This is a genomic window from Weissella viridescens (assembly GCF_003862435.1).
GTDB lineage: Bacteria > Bacillota > Bacilli > Lactobacillales > Lactobacillaceae > Weissella > Weissella viridescens_A.
In genome coordinates this window covers 274331-290996 of the sequence record NZ_RHGY01000001.1, presented here as the reverse complement: position 1 = coordinate 290996, position 16666 = coordinate 274331, and the positions used below count along the sequence as shown (strand labels likewise).

The window sequence follows — 16666 nt, the reverse complement described above, 5'->3', positions numbered from 1 at the left end:
AATTACTATTCTAACACACCTTTACTCTTTCTTAAACTAATAGGCGTAAATCAATAAAAAAAAGACCGCCATCTCTGACAGTCTTTTTATTTTCGCAAACAGATTATACTTCTGGGTCTGCTTCTAATTCATCATTAGCTTCAAAAGCCTTATCTTCAGCTTCAGTCACAGCTTCAGCCTTTGCATCAGCCTTTTCTTCCTTTTCATCAACCACTTCTTGATCAGGATCAGTCTCAGCAACAATCGCGATTGTATCGTGATGTACTTCGGCACGCAAATCCTTCACTTCAGGGTTATCAAGGTAGAAGTCAGCAATCTTGTTTTCAAGTTGATTTTGAATGACACGACGTAGTGGACGAGCACCCATCTTAGGGTCGTAACCTTCATCAACTAACATATCCTTAGCTGCATCAGTCACATGTACATGCAATCCCTTTGCTGAGATTGTCTTGTTCATGTCATCTAGCATCAAGTTAACAATCTTGTGTAGGTTATCCTTGCTCAAAGCATCAAATTCAACAATCGCATCGAAACGGTTCAAGAATTCTGGCTTGAAGTATGGTGCCAAACGATCCATCAATGGTGTATCTTCTGGTGCATCTTGTCCGGCGTTAGATGTCATGATGACGATTGTATCCTTAAATGATACAACGTGTCCTTGTGCATCTGTCAAACGTCCATCATCAAGAATTTGTAGGAACATGTTCATGACGTCTGGGTGAGCCTTTTCAACCTCATCCAAAAGCACGATTGAGTATGGGTGGCGACGAACAGCTTCAGTCAATTGACCAGACTCTTCGTATCCAACATATCCAGCAGGTGCTCCGATTAACTTAGAAACTGATTGCTTCTCCATGTATTCTGACATATCGAAACGAATCATGTTGTCTTCAGTACCGAACAATTCCTTTGCCAATTGCTTTGCAGTTTCTGTCTTACCAACACCAGTTGGTCCAACGAACAAGAAGCTACCAATTGGACGACCTGACTTGTTAAAGCCGACACGGTTACGACGGATTGATTGTGCAACTTGTTCAGTTGCCTTTTCTTGTCCAATCACGTGGTCTGAAAGGTTCTTATCCAAGTTCTTGAGTTGTGTTTGTTCTGATTCAGCCAATTCACCGACTGGAATACCAGTCTTCTCTTCAACGATCTTTTCGATGTCACGCTTTGTAACTGTCTTAGTTGAATCGTCTTGAGGCTTTTGACTTTCAATTGATTCTAGTTGCAAAGTCAATTGGTTGATTTGGTCACGCCAGTAACCAGCCTTTTCGAAGTCTTCATCATCAGCTGCTTGCTTCTTGTTAGCCTCAGCTGCATCAATCTTCTTTTGGATTTCCTTTGGATCCCCAACCTTCAATGAAAGGTTCTTCTTTGATCCAGCTTCATCCATCAAATCAATCGCCTTGTCAGGCAAGAAACGCTCTTGAATGTAACGGTTTGACAAATCAACAGCAGCTTGGATAGCACCTTCTGAGTACTTTACCTTGTGGTAATCCTCATACTTAGGTTGGATACCCTTCAAGATTTGAACAGCTTCATCAGTTGAAGGTTCGTCGACCATAACGGTTTGCAAACGACGTGCAATCGCTCCGTCTTTTTCAATATCACGGTACTCATTCAAAGTTGTTGCACCAACTAATTGGAAATCTCCACGAGCCAAAGCTGGCTTCAAAATGTTTCCAGCGTCCATTGAACCTTCTCCAGTTCCACCGGCACCCATGATTTCATGAATTTCGTCGATGAATAGGATAACATCCTTACGCTTTGAAACTTCATCCATTAATTGTTGCATACGCTCTTCAAATTCACCTCGTACACCAGTTCCTTGAACAAGTGAAACAACATCCAAACGAATGACTTCCTTATCTTGCAACTTTGCTGGAACCTTGGCGTTTACAATTGCTTGTGCCAATCCTTCAACAACAGCTGTCTTACCAACTCCAGGTTCTCCAATCAAAACTGGGTTGTTCTTTGAACGACGGTTCAAAATTTCAATGACGCGATCGATTTCATCATCACGTCCGATGACTGGGTCGAACTTTCCACGACGGGCAAGTTCAGTCATGTTAACACCATATTGGTCTAACATACCCTTTTCTTCTTTAGGTTGTTGTGGTGCGCGTTGTCCACGCATTTGTTGATTTCTCATTTGATCTTGTTGTGACCGGTTCATGCGTGACGCATCGTTATTCATCATCCGAAAAATATCATCAAAGTCTGAAAATCCAAATGTATCTTGTGCCATAGTTGCGGCCTCCTAATTTCTGTACAATGTTTGTATCTGTAGTTAACATTCGTCAGGCGTAATCGTTTTAGCGATTCGGGCTAACTTTTACTTCTTAGCCATTCCTAACTTACAAATACTATATTAGCACTCTTGTTCAAAGAGTGCAAGTCTTTTTTGACATTTTTTTCATAAATTTGAAATAAATGTCACATTAATGTCGTTAATGACATTTGTTATACACTGAAACTTTAAATTGAACTAAAAAACAGCTTTATTTTAAAACTTTTAAACTTTACTCTCTTTTCGCAAAGTTTTGTTGTACAATGAAACCAACGTTTTATTATTTACATATATATAGAGGGGAATTTTTTCTAACATGACAGAAAAGCAAGAATATGGTGCAGATTTACTCGTTAACACTTTAAATAACAACGATATTGACCTCGTCTTCGGTATCCCTGGTGCCAAGATCGACCGTCTTTTTGAACGTTTGGACCACCCAGCTGCTGGTGAAAAGTCACCAAAGCTTGTTGTCACACGCCACGAACAAAACGCCATCTTCATGGCCCAGGGGTTTGCCCGCATCACGGGTAAGCCTGGTGTTGTCATCGCGACTTCAGGACCTGGAGTTGGTAACTTGGCCACAGGCTTAATGACTGCCAGCGCCGAAGGTGATCCATTACTTGCCATCGGTGGTCAAGTTCCTCGTAAAGACCTTTATCGTTTAACACACCAAAGTACACCTGCAACTGCAATTTTCGCGCCAATCACCAATTATTCAGCTGAAATTCAAGACCCAGAAAACATTTCTGAAATCGTTTCAAACGCAATCGTTGCCGCCAATGGTCCTAAGCCCGGCGCAGCATTCGTCTCATTACCTCAAGACGTTGATGATGCAGTTGTCTCAACAAAAGCGATTCCTGAAGTTCAAGCTCCACGCATGGGTGCCGCTTCAATCACTGATATCGATTGGTTAGCCGACCAAATTAAAAGTGCTAAGTTACCAGTTATCTTGGTTGGTCAACGCGGATCTGACGATGCCACAACTGACGCTTTGCATGATTTGCTCACGCAAACAACATTGCCAGTTGTCGAAACTTTCCAAGGGGCTGGGGTCATTTCACGTGACCTTGAACCTGCAACCTTCTTCGGTCGTATCGGTTTGTTCCGTAACCAAGTTGGTGACCAACTCTTAGCTAAGTCTGACTTGGTGATTACTGTCGGTTATGATGCCATCGAATACGAACCTCGTAACTGGAATGCTGAAAAGAATTTGCGCATTGTTTCATTAGATACAACTGCCGCACAAATTGATAATCACTTTGCACCAGAACGTCAATTGATCGGTAATATCGCTGACACATTGCATGACTTACAATCACGAATTGTCGGTTATGAGATGCCTAATGCATCACTTGAGCAATTGGCTAGCTTTAAGCAAGAACTACGTGAAGCAGATGAAGCGACATACACGCCAGCTGCCGCAAACCTTAACCACCCACTTAATGTGATTAAGTCATTGCAAGCACATGTGACTGATGACATGACTGTTTCAACTGATATCGGATCACACTATATCTGGATGGCACGTCATTTCAAGTCATACGTACCACGTCACTTCTTGATTTCAAACGGTATGCAAACCCTTGGGGTTGGGTTGCCATGGGCAATGGCCGCTGCCATGGTTCGTCCAAACGCGAAGTCTGTTTCCGTTTCAGGAGACGGTGGTTTCTTCTTCTCTGGACAAGAACTTTCAACAGCCGTTGCACTTGGTTTAAACACCGTTAGCTTGGTTTGGAATGACAATGCCAACTACGACATGGTTAAGTTCCAAGAAGAAAAGAAGTACGACGGTCAATCTGCTGGTGTTAAATTCGCCAACATTGATATCGTTAAGTTCGCCGAAGCAAATGGCGCTAAGGGACTTCGTGTCGAAAATCCCGATCAACTTGATGCTGTCCTTGATGAAGCCTTTGCTACCGAAGGTCCTGTCGTTGTCGACATTCCTGTTGATTACTCACATAATTTTGAATTAGCTGAATTAGTTGAATCAGAAGGTTAAAAATAGACAAGCTGCCCTTGGCGGCTTTTTTTGGAGGAATTGAAATGTCAAAAATTTATCAACATAGCACCCTAGCCGCTTTAATGGCTAAACAAATGCAAGGCACCACAACGATTGGTGATCTACTTACCCACGGTGATACCGGAATTGGAACGCTCGATGGTGTCGATGGCGAAGTCATCATCTTAAATGGCGATGTACATCAAGCCGACGAATACGGTCACGTCAACCACATTACCGACATGGGGACAACCCTTCCTTTCGCGACTGTCCACTTCGCTTCTGATGATGCAATTGCGCTTGATTTAGCCCCCACTGATTTTGCCAGCCTAGCTGACTTGCAACATCAATATCATTTCACAAACAATTTTGCTGCCTTAGAGTTACATGGTAACTTTAAAGATGTTTTGGTTCGAGCAGCGCCTAAGTCTACGGCACCATATCCAAGTCTATTGGAAGTTGCCCAAAAACAGCCAACCTTTACCGCTGAAAATATCAGCGGTACGATTGTCGGCTATTTCGCCCCAGAATTATATCAAGGTACGGTTGCTGCCGGTTGGCATCTCCACTTCCTAAGTGATGACCACACATTTGGTGGTCATTTACTTGAAACCCACACCGAACAACTACAAGGGACGCTTGAACTCATGAGTGATTTCCAACTCCACCTGCCCATTGAAAACGAAGCATTCCGAGATCATACGCCAATGGCTGATGGTTTAAAGGAAGGTATCCAAGCGGCCGAAGGTGGTCATTAATCCACAAAAAAAGCTGAACACAGTTATGTGTTCAGCTTTTTTAATTTTAGTCACCTAATTTGGCGAAACCACCTTCAGCGACTTCTTTCAAAGTCTTTGCTGAATCGTGGAAACGTTCCAATTCAGAGTCAGTTAATTTTGTTTCAATAACACTTTCAACACCGTTGGCACCGATAATGGCAGGTGTACCGATGTAGATATCATTCAAACCATATTGACCGTCCAAGTATGCCCCAACAGGCAATACGGCACGTTCGTCACGGAAGATAGCGCGTGTAATACGTGCCAAAGATGTTCCGATACCGTAGAATGTCGCACCCTTACGGTTAATGATTTCATACGCCTTGTGAGCCGTGTTATAAAGAATTTGTTCTAGATCTTCTTCAGTGAGCCCCTTTTCAGCTGCCCAATCCAACAATGGACGTCCACCGATTGTTGCTTCAGCAAAGTTAGCAAATTCTGAATCACCATGTTCAGCCAAAATGTAGGCATCAACACTTTCTGGGGCAACCCCAAATTCCTTACCCAAGTTAACGCGCAAACGTGCTGTGTCCAATGAAGTTCCTGAACCAAAGACACGGTTTGTTGGCAAACCTGAGAAACGTTGGGCTGCCATTGTCAAAATATCAACCGGGTTAGCAGCAACTAAAATAATACCATCAAAACCTGAGGCCATAAGTGGCGTGATGATTGATTGCATAATCTTCAAGTTCTTATCAACCAAATCCAAGCGTGTTTCACCTGGCTTTTGTGGTGCTCCGGCAGTGATGACAGCTAAGTCAGCATCCTTCGCATCTTCATAGTCACCTGAGCGAACGCTCTTGTTGTAGGTCCAAGCAGTTGCATCTTCCAAATCCAATGCATCCCCAACTGTTTGTTCCTTCGCAACGTCAACGATAACTAATTCTTCAGCAATTCCTTGGTGCATCAATGCGAATGCGTATGATGAACCAACTGCGCCGTCCCCAATTAGGACAACCTTTTGATGATGTTGTGCCATGATAAACCCTCCAGTAAAATGTTTTTAACAAGTCCATTGTACCATTTTTCACAAAGGAATTCAAAACAGGGGTTTAAATGGTACAAAAAAGAGCAATCCATAAATGAATTGCTCTCAATAGCTGGGCATGCTGGATTCGAACCAGCGAATAATGATACCAGAAACCATTGCCTTACCGCTTGGCTAATGCCCAAAAATCAACTTGTTTATTATACAACACTCATTTTAACTTGACAAGTCGTTTTTATTGCGGGCGCGCGCCTTTGTCTTTGAAACCACTTTGTCGTCAAACGTGCGGATAAACTCTAAAATGTTTTGCGCTGTCGTTTGACCAAAAACTTCGACCCAGCCTTGAAAACGTGTCTCCACACGCTTGGTGACAATTTTTTCAACCTCGACCCCCGCTTCGGTTAAATGTAAAAGCATTCGGCGCCGATCATGATCATCGGGTTCTTGATATACATACTCACGCTTTAACAACATCTTGATTTGTCGCGACACTGCCGCCCGAGTTACACTCCGATTCTCAACAATATCACTTAATGTTAGCCCATCTTGTTGGGCTATATTATGCAAAATTAAGTATTGTTCAAATGATAACTCATATTCATCCGCCGGCTCAGATATTACTTCATCCAAATACTTCAACGTCGACAAATAGGCATCGATATATTCATTTAATAGGTCCATCTCATACACTCCCCAAATTCCCCATAAAAAAAGGACGCCCGCGCGCCCTTCGCTTCACGACAACTTAACGGACAATCATCACTGTCACTTCAGCGTGTGTGGCCACGTAGTTTGATTGTGATCCGAAATACGTGCGTACACCTGGCTTCGAGTGTGCCCCCATCACAACTAAGTCAGCATGCGCCTCACTAATCACATGCTTAACCAATTGTTCCCCCGGCTCACCAACACCGTAAATAGGTTGAACATCCGCAACACCGGCATCCAATGCCTGCTTTTGAAACTTCTTCAAATCATCTTCGACTTTTGATTCTGCCGCTTGGATTTTATCTTTGTCTAATGCATCAAAAGTATTGAGTTCACTTGGCTCAAAAAATGATACAATGGTCAACTTAGCCCCATCTTCTTCAGCTTGGTGAATGGCATTCACCAATGCTAATTGACCCAATTCTGAATCATCAACCGCAACTAATACATTCTTAAAACGCTTTGGTTCAACCATAATAAATTCTCCTCTTATGACGATTATTTTTTTGTTCTACCTAAATTATCTCCCTTTTTTGACCGTTTGTAAATAAAAGGTCGAAAAATCAATGAAATTAACCAAAAACTTGACAAAAGGTCGAAAATCAGGTAATTTAGAACAGTTGAAAATAATATCGATTATAAATAACACTGCCTTCTTTTAAACACGGCGGTGTAAGGAGGATTTATCTATGGCAGTTCCTGCACGTAAGACATCAAAGATGAAGAAGCGCATGCGTCGTGGCGGACGCGGTGGCATTAAGACACCTGCAATCCACTTGGACGAAAACGGCGTTTACGTACGTAACCATCACGTTTCAGCTGATGGTTCATACAAGGGTAAGCAAGTTATCTCAAAGTAATTAACTTTAAAAAGCACATCGGATACTCTCCGATGTGCTTTTTTTCGTCTCTTCTTAATTTTTAGCCCAAATATCTAAATGGGTCTTTTCCAAAACATTTCCCGTCAGTGCGCGGTATTGTTCATTGAGAAAATACCCCGAGACAAGCCCTAGTAGCTCTGGCATTGCAAAGACTTCCAAGCGATACGCATGTGGCTGATCAGGTGGCATTGGTCCGGTATAGCGCATCGTTAACGCTGGGTCAGTCTCTCCGACAAACTTAGACGCCTGACTATTCAGCCCTTGAACCCCAGCTGATGTCTCGCGAGAGAAGTCAGCCGGAATCACCAGATTGCGTCCAGTTACGGGTACATCTGCCATCGTCCAATGAATCCACGCAAATCCAGTTACTGGAATCGCATCGGCATCAATCAAAGTCCAAGCCAAATAGTTGGCCGATTTTGGTATGTTAAGCACTTCAAACGGAAATGAAATCACTGGTGTTCCATTCACCGTAGCCGTCTCAGGGGCAGCCTTTGCATATAAATCAGGTAAATCCCCGTCTGCATCTAATTCGATCTTGATTTGCATCATTCATACCTCCTCTAATGCCTCACATTATACACCGATACAGAAAAAGGTCACAGCAGCGCTGTGACCTTTTCGTTTACATTTCTTGTTTTAAATCTTTAGCTGAGTATAAGTGGGCGAACTTCGTTAACACATAGTTAACAAGTAATCCGGCCAACACAGGGACCACAAACCAAGTAATCAATCCAGGTACGACGGCAACGGCATGTGACATGAACGTCTTGTCCGCACCGTGAACAACCATTGATTGAATTGGCGAAACCATCCCAATCCAACCGAAACCAGCTGAAGTTGGCGTACCTTGAACATTGAATAGTACAACCGGAATCGCACTAATCGCTGCAGTTGTGATGAACGCCAAGAACATCCGCGGCTTCTTGAAGATACTTGGCATCATTCCCTTCATCGCTCCCAAGAAGATGGCAGCTGAAGTTCCTTTACTGTTCACTTGAAGTGAGTTAATCAACAAAACCACTGTCGTTGAGACAACCCCAATCCCAGCAGCACCGGCACCAAGACCAGATAATGAAATTGCCAAAGCAATTCCCACTGTTGAAATTGGCGTCACGATGATACATGAGTAGGCCATTGCAATCAAGATTGCCATTGGGAATGGTTGTAGTTCTGTAAACATTTCAACGAATTCTCCGATGGCTGCGGTAACAGCACCAACGTATGGCGCAATCATATTACCGATGAAGGCCACGCCTCCACCAATCACAAGTGGACTTAGGATAATGGCAACTGCTCCGAAACCATTTAGGTAACGTGATACCAGCCAAATGGCAAGCACCCCAATGGCTGAAACAATCATCGCATTAATTACATCTCCAGCTCCAGAAGCAATAAATAAGGTTCCCGGTTGAACTTGTGTGACATGCGTTACTGGATTAACGAACCCCGCTGGAGCTGTTCCCCATTTAAATGAGCCTGTTGAGGCCCCTACAGCGATTGCCATCACTCCGACGTCCAATGGACGCATGTTGAATTGCAAAGCCGTGAGCACCCCAATAATGATTGGTAAGAACGAGCAGAATAGAACCAAAATTGCGTTCAAATCCATCGCCCATGCTTGCCCACTGTTGACGAAAGGTAAAAGAATATATTTAACAATGGCTGATGGACAGACCGCAATGATAATCCCTTGCGCAGAGCCGTTTAATACTTTGAAAAAGAAGTCCTTAAAAGTTAACTTATAAGAGCCATCAAAGGTTTGACTAGTCATTTGTTTACTCCAATTTTTTTATTTATATACAATGTACGCAATAAATTCATATATTGCACAACAGTATTGTATTTTACCATATCCAGAAACGATTACAAGTGCAACGTTTCACATAGTCGTGCTAATGTTAGGGGAAATAAAAAAGATCGTGAATGTTAGACATTCACGATCTTTATTTCATTACATATCTTGCTTGAAATCTTCTGGAGAATAGAAATGCAAAACCTTTGAGAAAAGGAAGTCCATAACAAATCCAGCAATGATTGGTACGATAAACCAAGTTACAATTCCAGGGACAACACTAACAACGTGGTTAATGAAGACCTTATCAGGACCATCAGCCAACATTGATTGGATAGGTGAAACCATTCCAATCCAACCGAATCCGGCTGAAGTTGGTGTTCCTTGAACGTTGAACAAAGCAACTGGCAAAGCACTTACAGCGGCTGTTGCCAAGAATGACAAGAACATGATTGGCTTCTTGAAGACTGAAGGCATCATCCCCTTCATCGCTCCCAAGAAGATGGCAACTGTTGTTCCAGGCTTGTTTACCTTCAATGAGTTGATCAACAACACCACCGTTGTTGCAACAACTCCGACACCAGCAGCACCGGCACCAACACCTGACAATGTGATTGCTAGCGCAATACCAACAGTTGATACTGGCGTAACAATTAAGCAAGCGAAGGCCATCGCAATCAAGATGGCCATTGGCAATGGTTGAAGTGAAGTGAACAATTCAACCCCATTACCGATAGCCGTTGTAATCGCCCCCACGTATGGCGCAATGATGTGGCCAAGCATGGCAACACCACCACCAATAAGAAGTGGACTCAAGATGATTGCAACAGCACCAAACCCATTAAGATACTTAGCAACCAACCAAATGACCACAACACCGATTGCCGCAACAATCATGGCGTTAATCACATCACCGGCACCTTGTGCAATATACACTGTTCCAGGTGCAACTGCCTTCACACCAGTTACCGGGTTCACGAACCCAGCTGGTGCAGTCGCCCATTTAATTGAGCCAGAAGCAGCCCCAGTTGCAATCGCCATAACACCAACATCGAGTGGCTTCATTTTGAATTGCAAAGCAATCGCAACACCAATCAAAATTGGAATGAATGAACTGAACAATACCAAGATGGCATTAAAGTCCATTGCCCAGCTTTGACCACTCTTGATGAATGGCAATAGGACATACTTTAGAACGGCTGATGGCAATACACCAATCAAGATACCTTGTGCTGACCCATTCAGCACCTTAAAAAAGAAATCTTTAGCGGTAAACTTATAGCTACCGTCAAAAACTTGATTATTCATATTTTTCCCTACTCTCAAATAATTATTAGTATTCAACCGCAATGGCTGGAGTTTCACCCTTAATGAAGGCCAATGAAGCGTCCATTGATTGTGTTACCATCTCGTAAACGGCCTTAGTTGTGTAGAAGGCAGTGTGAGGTGTTACCAATACGTTTTCACGATCAATCAAATCAGCAATCTTTGGATCAGGGAATTCCTTACCAGACCAGTCTTCGTTGAACAATCCAACTTCTTCTTCGTAAACGTCCATTGCGAAGTCAGAAATCTTACCTGAGTTCAAACCATCGATCACAGCATCGATATCCATCAAGTTTCCACGAGCAACGTTAACCAAAACAACGCCGTCCTTCATCTTTGAGATAGCTTCAGCATCGATCATGTGGTGGTTTTCAGCAACACCAGGAACGTACAATGAAATTGCATCTGCTTGTGCGTAAAGTTCATCCAATGTATCAACATACAAACCTTGTGCCTTGATATCATCATTTTGGAACTTATCGTAAGCAATTACGTTTGCACCGAAACCTTGCAAAATCTTGATGGCAACACGACCGATGTGACCAGTACCAATGATACCAACCGTTTGCATGCGCATTTCACGTCCAATTGTTGGTGCCCAACGCAAGTCATGGTTAGCAATCTTCTTATCCAAAGCCTTGGCACGACGTAGCAAACGTGAAAGTTGAATCATTGAGTGTTCAGCAATCGCATTTGGTGAGTAAACTGGCACGTTTGAAATGCTGAAGTCAAATTCACGAGCAGCTGGCAAATCGATGTTATCAATTCCAACGTTACGCAATGACATCTTGTTAATTCCCAAGTCGTGCAAAGCTGACAACGTTTCGCGTGTGTAGTCTAATTGTTGGTAAACATTGACTGCATCGGCACCCTTAGCTAAAGCAGCTGTTTCAGGTGTAAGTAATTGATCTGTAAACTCGACATCGACTTCAGGGTTGTTAGCTTCCCATTCCTTCAATGCTGGTTGTTCATCTTCACGAATTCCATAAGCAAAAATCTTCATTATATTTTCCTCCATAATATCCATTCAAAACAGATACATAAGTTTTTTAACCGTCATTAATTATACGCTTACCCTTGTGAAGTAGTCAACAATTAAAACGTTTACCTTTCGTTTGTAATCGGTTTCATCTTCACAAAGTTAATTATAGCATATTTATTTTCACGACTTTCTAAAAGGCCAGCATCTTTTTACATTGTGAATTCAATCATATTTCCGTACAACCCCATTCTTAACGCATTGATATCTACCTGCCCACACAAAAAAGACCTTTTGACTTAACAAAAGGTCTTTTCAAATGTGAAGAAAATCTTTTTTTAATTACTTTTCTTCTTCACGCTTACGGCGCTTACCTAATCCAAACAATGTTAATAGTCCTAACATTGCTCCACCAAGTACCCCCATATCAGACTGAGCATTCACAGCCGCATTTGGCAATTGGGCTTGTTGGTTGGATTTTGCGTGACCATCATTTAATTGCGGCGCTTCACCAACAATTGCTTGAACTGCCGTCATTAATGTCGCGCCTCCGATGTGGTCTTTAAAGACCCGCTTTTGATCTGGTGTCAAGTTTGGTAACTGATCAACCTGTTGCTTTGCATCATCTTTGGCATCCTGCAAGTTTTGTGCATTCTTTACCTTAGTTAATCGCATCTGTACCATCCAAGCTACCACTGATCATCGGATTGGATAGCCTTTGGGTCAGTTGAATTTGAGACCTATCAATAATGGATTAATACTAATTTTTCAAGTATCTCAATGAAATAAGAACCCAGCCAAACAGACGCATCTGTATGCCTAGGTCCTCATTTAACAACATTATCACTATATTTCAAATGCTTTTCACTTATTTTCTGATTTTTGAAATGTTAATTCAATTAAACGCTCATAAACCAAGCAATTCAAACGGGTTAAGGGTTTTACTTTTTTATTTAATCTACATACTAAATCTTAGTTAATAAGTGCTGACATCACATATGTAATTCATGAATATGTGAAATCTATTTTAATTCAACAACTCGGTCCATTGGAACACCGGATTGCTTCAAATCTTCATATCCTTGTGAATCTACTCGAACCTCATCAATATAATCTAATTGACCTTGCAAAATCATCGCTAAGTTACCACGAACATTGCCATTTTCGTCTAATACGGATTCGGCCATCTCTAAGACATTATGAGACTTTGCCTCACGGAGTGAATTCATTTCGACACCCATGTAATGGAAGACAACTGTATCGTCTTTCGTCACCAATTGTGCGACTTGATCCACTAAGAAATCTTCCAAGTTTGCATAGTCTTTAAGGACGGCGTGGGTCTTCGGATCTTCAATTGTTATAAAGTTAATGACACTTTCGTAGAAGTAATAGCGAACAACTGGTTGCACATCAGAGTTATAGAATACAATTTCTTGAAGTTGGTTATCCGAGTAGAACAGATTGCTAAACACAGTTCCGTCAAACGCATATTCTTCAATATAATCTAATGTCCCATCTGGATTGTTATAACGCACATCTTGCACTGCCCGACGCGTATTGCCGAAAAGGTACTCGCGTGCAATAACATCTCCCTGATCAGTAACCAAAATACTACCATCTTGGGTCATATCAATTTTGGCCCATGTTGGCACAGGAACATCATTAAAGAAACGGTACTGATCTGGCACGTAAGTTCGCTTTGTGACGTGGTCCAAGACGTTAATACCCTTAACCCCTTCATCTTGCAAAAGACCATAGAAGCGTGGTGCAGCCGTTAATGTAATTACAGTTGCATCATCTTTAGCGACATTTTCTTTCACTTTTTCCCAAACATCACTTCCTGGGGTGATGTTATTTACTAGCTCATAGTTCATCGATTAGCTCCTTCCACTTAGCAGCGGTTTCATGATCTTGGAAAGGTTCCACTGACTTTAGGGTGTTTTGCTTAAGAGTTGCATAGTCTGCATCCAATAGCTTTTCCAAGCCTAATTCAATTTGGTCTGCATCATAAACTTCATCATCAGTTTTAAACGGCATCAAGAATCCGTTCACACCATCTTGGACCAATTCTTGTGCCCCAAAACGGGCATCAAAGGTCACAACTGGCAAAGCTGCATTCAACGCTTCAATATAAGTCAAACCAAATCCTTCAGAGAATGATGTTGAAATAAAGGCATCGTACTTTGGATAAATGTTAACAAGATCATTTGAAAGACCCTTCATTGTGATGTAATCCTCAGCATGACTATCTTTGATTGCTTGTTCAATTGTCTCTTTCTTCTCACCTTGCCCGTAAATATCGAAAATCACATCAACGCCAAGCTTATCATGTAGCTTAGCAACGGCCTTGACCGCAATATCAACATGCTTTTCAGCGGCAAGACGTGAAGCCGTAATAAAGCGGATTGGTGTATGCATCTTGGCATCCCCAATCTCAGGTGCGTTATCACGTACACCACCAACCGGAATCGCCACGACCTTATCTGACGCATCTGGGAAGTCAACGAGGATATCGTCACGTTGAATCTTTGTTGCTGTCACAATCGCATCAACTGCATCGACATGTTCAAGCATATATTCATAGTGATCATTCCAAAGTGGGTACTTAGGGTCATCACGATTGGCTAGTTGATCGGCGTGCACAATGTAGACGATCTTTGAGTTTGGAATGCGCTTTTCCATTAACACATCATCTGCAAATTCACCACGATCAATGATAAACGTACTGTGACCATTAAAGGCCGCATCCAATTTTTCAAAAAACATACGGTGTAGCCCATTTAGGTTACGGAAGAAAAGGTGTTCCCCGCCCTCGTTAAATAGGTGAATATTTGAAATAACTGCTTTACGGTGTGGGTCATCAATGATTTCGTACATCACGCGACGTTCACCAGTTGCTTCATTAAAAAGCTCCACACGATAGTTCGACACTTGCAAAATTTCATTGTCAGGATCGTGCTTATCTGGTCCCTTTACCATGTGTTGCACATAGCGAATACCCGAATCAGTCACACCTTCACGCTTACGATGGGTGTTAGTGCGGTCAACAACCGTATCCCCATTGACTGATTCTTGACGTTCTTGCAAACCAGTCTTCAGGTAATCCGCACCCAAAACTAAGTATTCCCATAGATTGATCACTTGATCATCACGTAGGTTCCAGTGATCAATGGCCTTATGTAATTCTGGCACAAAGTTCAAAAAGATATACCGATAAGGCAATCCAGCTTGATCAAAGCGTTCAGCTCGATAAAATTGCGCATGTTCTACACCGGAATTTCCGATGCCCATGGCTTGATTAATAAAGAAATTCATATTCTCTCCTACTTTCTTTTCTCACTCTTGGTGTTTTTGCATTGCCAAATAACTTTATAACCGTGTGCTATCAGCCAATGTTATTGTCGCAAGACCTAAATACATCACTTCATCATGGTCAGTATCGATATACATCGTATCCACCGGATAGTTGGCCTTTTTAATCAATACCGTTGCATTTTGCGCAGCTAGGTTTAAGTCACACTTGGTTGCAACAACCACATATCGGGTTTGCCCGTTTCAAAAGTCATCGTTTCAAAGAGGTCCGTCTCAGCTAATAGAATTGAGCCAATCTCTAAGGCCTCATTATTAAATTTAACAATATTGATGCGATAGTCTACCGCATCATACGAAAAAACAAAATCAAAATTTTGTTCTGTTTGCACGATTCGATCCATCACCCGATCTTGCCGGTTGAAAAAACAAGACTGCTTCCGACTGAATCAGCCGGCGTTGTCGCCATATTGGCTTGAACGTAATAGGTATAGTCTTGTTCAAGAATGTGGATCACCACACTTTGTCGAATTTCCGCATCAGCTGCCTGTTTTGCCGATAGATTCTCCCATGTAACAATCGGCATTCCCGATGGCTACAGACTATTGGCATATGCCACAGTCGTCAAATTTGGATATGAAATATCCGCCCCATAAGTGAACGCATGTGCTGAGAGTTGATTCCATTTTAAAATACAAACTAGTTGCATCTCCGCTCACCTCCACTGACGACCAGATTTGGCCAAAATTTTATTATTGTAACCGACTTATTTTACCATAAATCGCATAATATAATATGTAAACATTCATCTATCCTTACTGTAAGCGCCAATTATGTGCCTCTGCGCACGTTTAGTCGCTTTCTATTTTCAAAAACCGTCCGAAACACTCGAGTAATTCCATACTTTCCCAATACTATTAATGTAAAAATAGCAAAAAAGGAGTTGCACCTGGGCAACTCCTTTTTTAATTACTTTACTTTGTCGTTCTTTTCATCATTTGAAGCGATAACGCTATCAACTAAGCCGTATGCCAATGATTCTTCAGCATCCAACCAGTGATCACGTTCCGTATCATTCTCAACTTGTTCAAATGGTTGACCAGTATTGTCAGCCAAAATGTGGTTAAGCTTTGAACGCGTCTTCAAAATTTCCTTAGCGGCAATTTCAATTTCAGTTTGTTGTCCTTGAGCACCACCAGATGGTTGGTGAATCATGAACTGTGAATTTGGCAACATGAAGCGCTTGCCCTTGGCTCCTGAAGAAGCAAGAACTGACGCCATTGAAGCGGCCAAACCAACGACAATTGTTTGCACTTCTGGATGGATGAAGTTCATCGTATCGTAGATGGCCATCCCGGCATTAACTTCCCCACCTGGTGAGTTGATGTACATATAAACATCTTTGTCAGGATCTTGCGCATCCAAGAATAGCAATTGCGCAATAATAGTTGTAGACATCTGCGAGTTAATTTCACCCGTAACCATGATAATACGGTCTTTCAACAAACGTGAAAAGATATCATATGAACGCTCACCTTGTGATGATTGTTCAATAACGTATGGAACTGGTAACATGTTCATTCCTCCAATCATATATTGAAACTTATCT

Annotated in this window: 18 protein-coding genes and 1 tRNA gene; 3 read left to right on the top strand and 16 right to left on the bottom strand. The window is 42.1% G+C overall.

Features of this window, described 5'->3' with window-relative positions; all coding sequences use genetic code 11:
- Positions 1 to 103 precede the first annotated feature (103 nt).
- Entirely contained in the window at positions 104 to 2248 is a 2145-nt protein-coding gene (locus tag D3P96_RS01495) for an ATP-dependent Clp protease ATP-binding subunit (RefSeq protein WP_124942630.1), read from the bottom strand.
- A gap of 358 nt (positions 2249 to 2606) precedes the next feature.
- Between D3P96_RS01495 and alsS the strand changes: the two genes are divergently transcribed.
- Positions 2607 to 4292, top strand: a complete 1686-nt coding sequence (alsS, locus tag D3P96_RS01490) for an acetolactate synthase AlsS (RefSeq protein ID WP_124942629.1) — start codon at positions 2607 to 2609, stop codon at positions 4290 to 4292.
- A 44-nt stretch (positions 4293 to 4336) separates the two neighbouring features.
- Positions 4337 to 5050, top strand: coding sequence for an acetolactate decarboxylase (budA, locus tag D3P96_RS01485; protein ID WP_124942628.1), 714 nt, complete (start codon positions 4337 to 4339; stop codon positions 5048 to 5050).
- Between the two features lie 46 nt (positions 5051 to 5096).
- Here the strand turns inward: budA and D3P96_RS01480 are convergent, their stop codons facing one another.
- From D3P96_RS01480 to D3P96_RS01465, 4 genes are all read right to left on the bottom strand, one after another.
- Positions 5097 to 6050, bottom strand: coding sequence for an L-lactate dehydrogenase (locus D3P96_RS01480; protein ID WP_124942627.1), 954 nt, complete (start codon positions 6048 to 6050; stop codon positions 5097 to 5099).
- A 121-nt stretch (positions 6051 to 6171) separates the two neighbouring features.
- A tRNA-Gln gene (locus tag D3P96_RS01475) sits at positions 6172 to 6243 on the bottom strand.
- A gap of 32 nt (positions 6244 to 6275) precedes the next feature.
- Entirely contained in the window at positions 6276 to 6740 is a 465-nt protein-coding gene (locus tag D3P96_RS01470; RefSeq protein WP_124942626.1) for a MarR family winged helix-turn-helix transcriptional regulator, read from the bottom strand.
- Between the two features lie 64 nt (positions 6741 to 6804).
- Complete coding sequence (locus tag D3P96_RS01465; RefSeq protein WP_124942625.1) at positions 6805 to 7242, bottom strand: universal stress protein; 438 nt, start codon at positions 7240 to 7242, stop codon at positions 6805 to 6807.
- 214 nt (positions 7243 to 7456) lie between these two features.
- On the opposite strand from D3P96_RS01465, the gene rpmF reads away from it, so the two are divergent.
- A complete protein-coding gene (rpmF, locus tag D3P96_RS01460; RefSeq protein WP_057745386.1) occupies positions 7457 to 7627 on the top strand; it encodes a 50S ribosomal protein L32 in 171 nt (56 codons plus the stop codon).
- A 54-nt stretch (positions 7628 to 7681) separates the two neighbouring features.
- Here rpmF and D3P96_RS01455 read toward each other — a convergent pair whose 3' ends face one another.
- The 11 genes from D3P96_RS01455 to D3P96_RS01410 form a co-directional block, all read right to left on the bottom strand.
- Positions 7682 to 8197 carry a YbhB/YbcL family Raf kinase inhibitor-like protein gene (locus tag D3P96_RS01455; RefSeq protein WP_124942826.1) on the bottom strand — a complete coding sequence of 172 codons (516 nt, stop codon included), beginning with the start codon at positions 8195 to 8197 and terminating at the stop codon, positions 7682 to 7684.
- A 76-nt stretch (positions 8198 to 8273) separates the two neighbouring features.
- Positions 8274 to 9422: a PTS sugar transporter subunit IIC gene (locus D3P96_RS01450; protein ID WP_124942624.1), complete on the bottom strand. Its 1149-nt coding sequence runs from the start codon at positions 9420 to 9422 to the stop codon at positions 8274 to 8276.
- A gap of 180 nt (positions 9423 to 9602) precedes the next feature.
- Positions 9603 to 10751 carry a PTS sugar transporter subunit IIC gene (locus D3P96_RS01445; RefSeq protein WP_124942623.1) on the bottom strand — a complete coding sequence of 383 codons (1149 nt, stop codon included), beginning with the start codon at positions 10749 to 10751 and terminating at the stop codon, positions 9603 to 9605.
- A 25-nt stretch (positions 10752 to 10776) separates the two neighbouring features.
- Positions 10777 to 11772 (bottom strand): D-2-hydroxyacid dehydrogenase, encoded by a 996-nt coding sequence (locus D3P96_RS01440; RefSeq protein ID WP_124942622.1) that lies wholly within the window; start codon positions 11770 to 11772, stop codon positions 10777 to 10779.
- Between the two features lie 318 nt (positions 11773 to 12090).
- Positions 12091 to 12423 (bottom strand): GA module-containing protein, encoded by a 333-nt coding sequence (locus D3P96_RS01435; RefSeq protein ID WP_185696045.1) that lies wholly within the window; start codon positions 12421 to 12423, stop codon positions 12091 to 12093.
- A 347-nt stretch (positions 12424 to 12770) separates the two neighbouring features.
- Positions 12771 to 13622: a hypothetical protein gene (locus D3P96_RS01430; RefSeq protein WP_124942620.1), complete on the bottom strand. Its 852-nt coding sequence runs from the start codon at positions 13620 to 13622 to the stop codon at positions 12771 to 12773.
- A complete protein-coding gene (locus D3P96_RS01425) occupies positions 13612 to 15063 on the bottom strand; it encodes a glycosyltransferase (RefSeq protein ID WP_124942619.1) in 1452 nt (483 codons plus the stop codon). Before D3P96_RS01425 ends, D3P96_RS01430 begins: the two co-directional genes overlap by 11 nt.
- Before the next feature lie 54 nt (positions 15064 to 15117).
- On the bottom strand, positions 15118 to 15285 hold the full coding sequence (locus D3P96_RS08305; protein WP_185696044.1) for a hypothetical protein: 168 nt from the start codon (positions 15283 to 15285) through the stop codon (positions 15118 to 15120).
- A complete protein-coding gene (locus D3P96_RS01420; protein ID WP_124942618.1) occupies positions 15258 to 15461 on the bottom strand; it encodes a hypothetical protein in 204 nt (67 codons plus the stop codon). Before D3P96_RS01420 ends, D3P96_RS08305 begins: the two co-directional genes overlap by 28 nt.
- Positions 15461 to 15643, bottom strand: coding sequence for a hypothetical protein (locus D3P96_RS01415; protein WP_124942617.1), 183 nt, complete (start codon positions 15641 to 15643; stop codon positions 15461 to 15463). Before D3P96_RS01415 ends, D3P96_RS01420 begins: the two co-directional genes overlap by 1 nt.
- 383 nt (positions 15644 to 16026) lie before the next feature.
- Positions 16027 to 16632: an ATP-dependent Clp protease proteolytic subunit gene (locus D3P96_RS01410; protein WP_124942616.1), complete on the bottom strand. Its 606-nt coding sequence runs from the start codon at positions 16630 to 16632 to the stop codon at positions 16027 to 16029.
- Positions 16633 to 16666 lie beyond the last annotated feature (34 nt).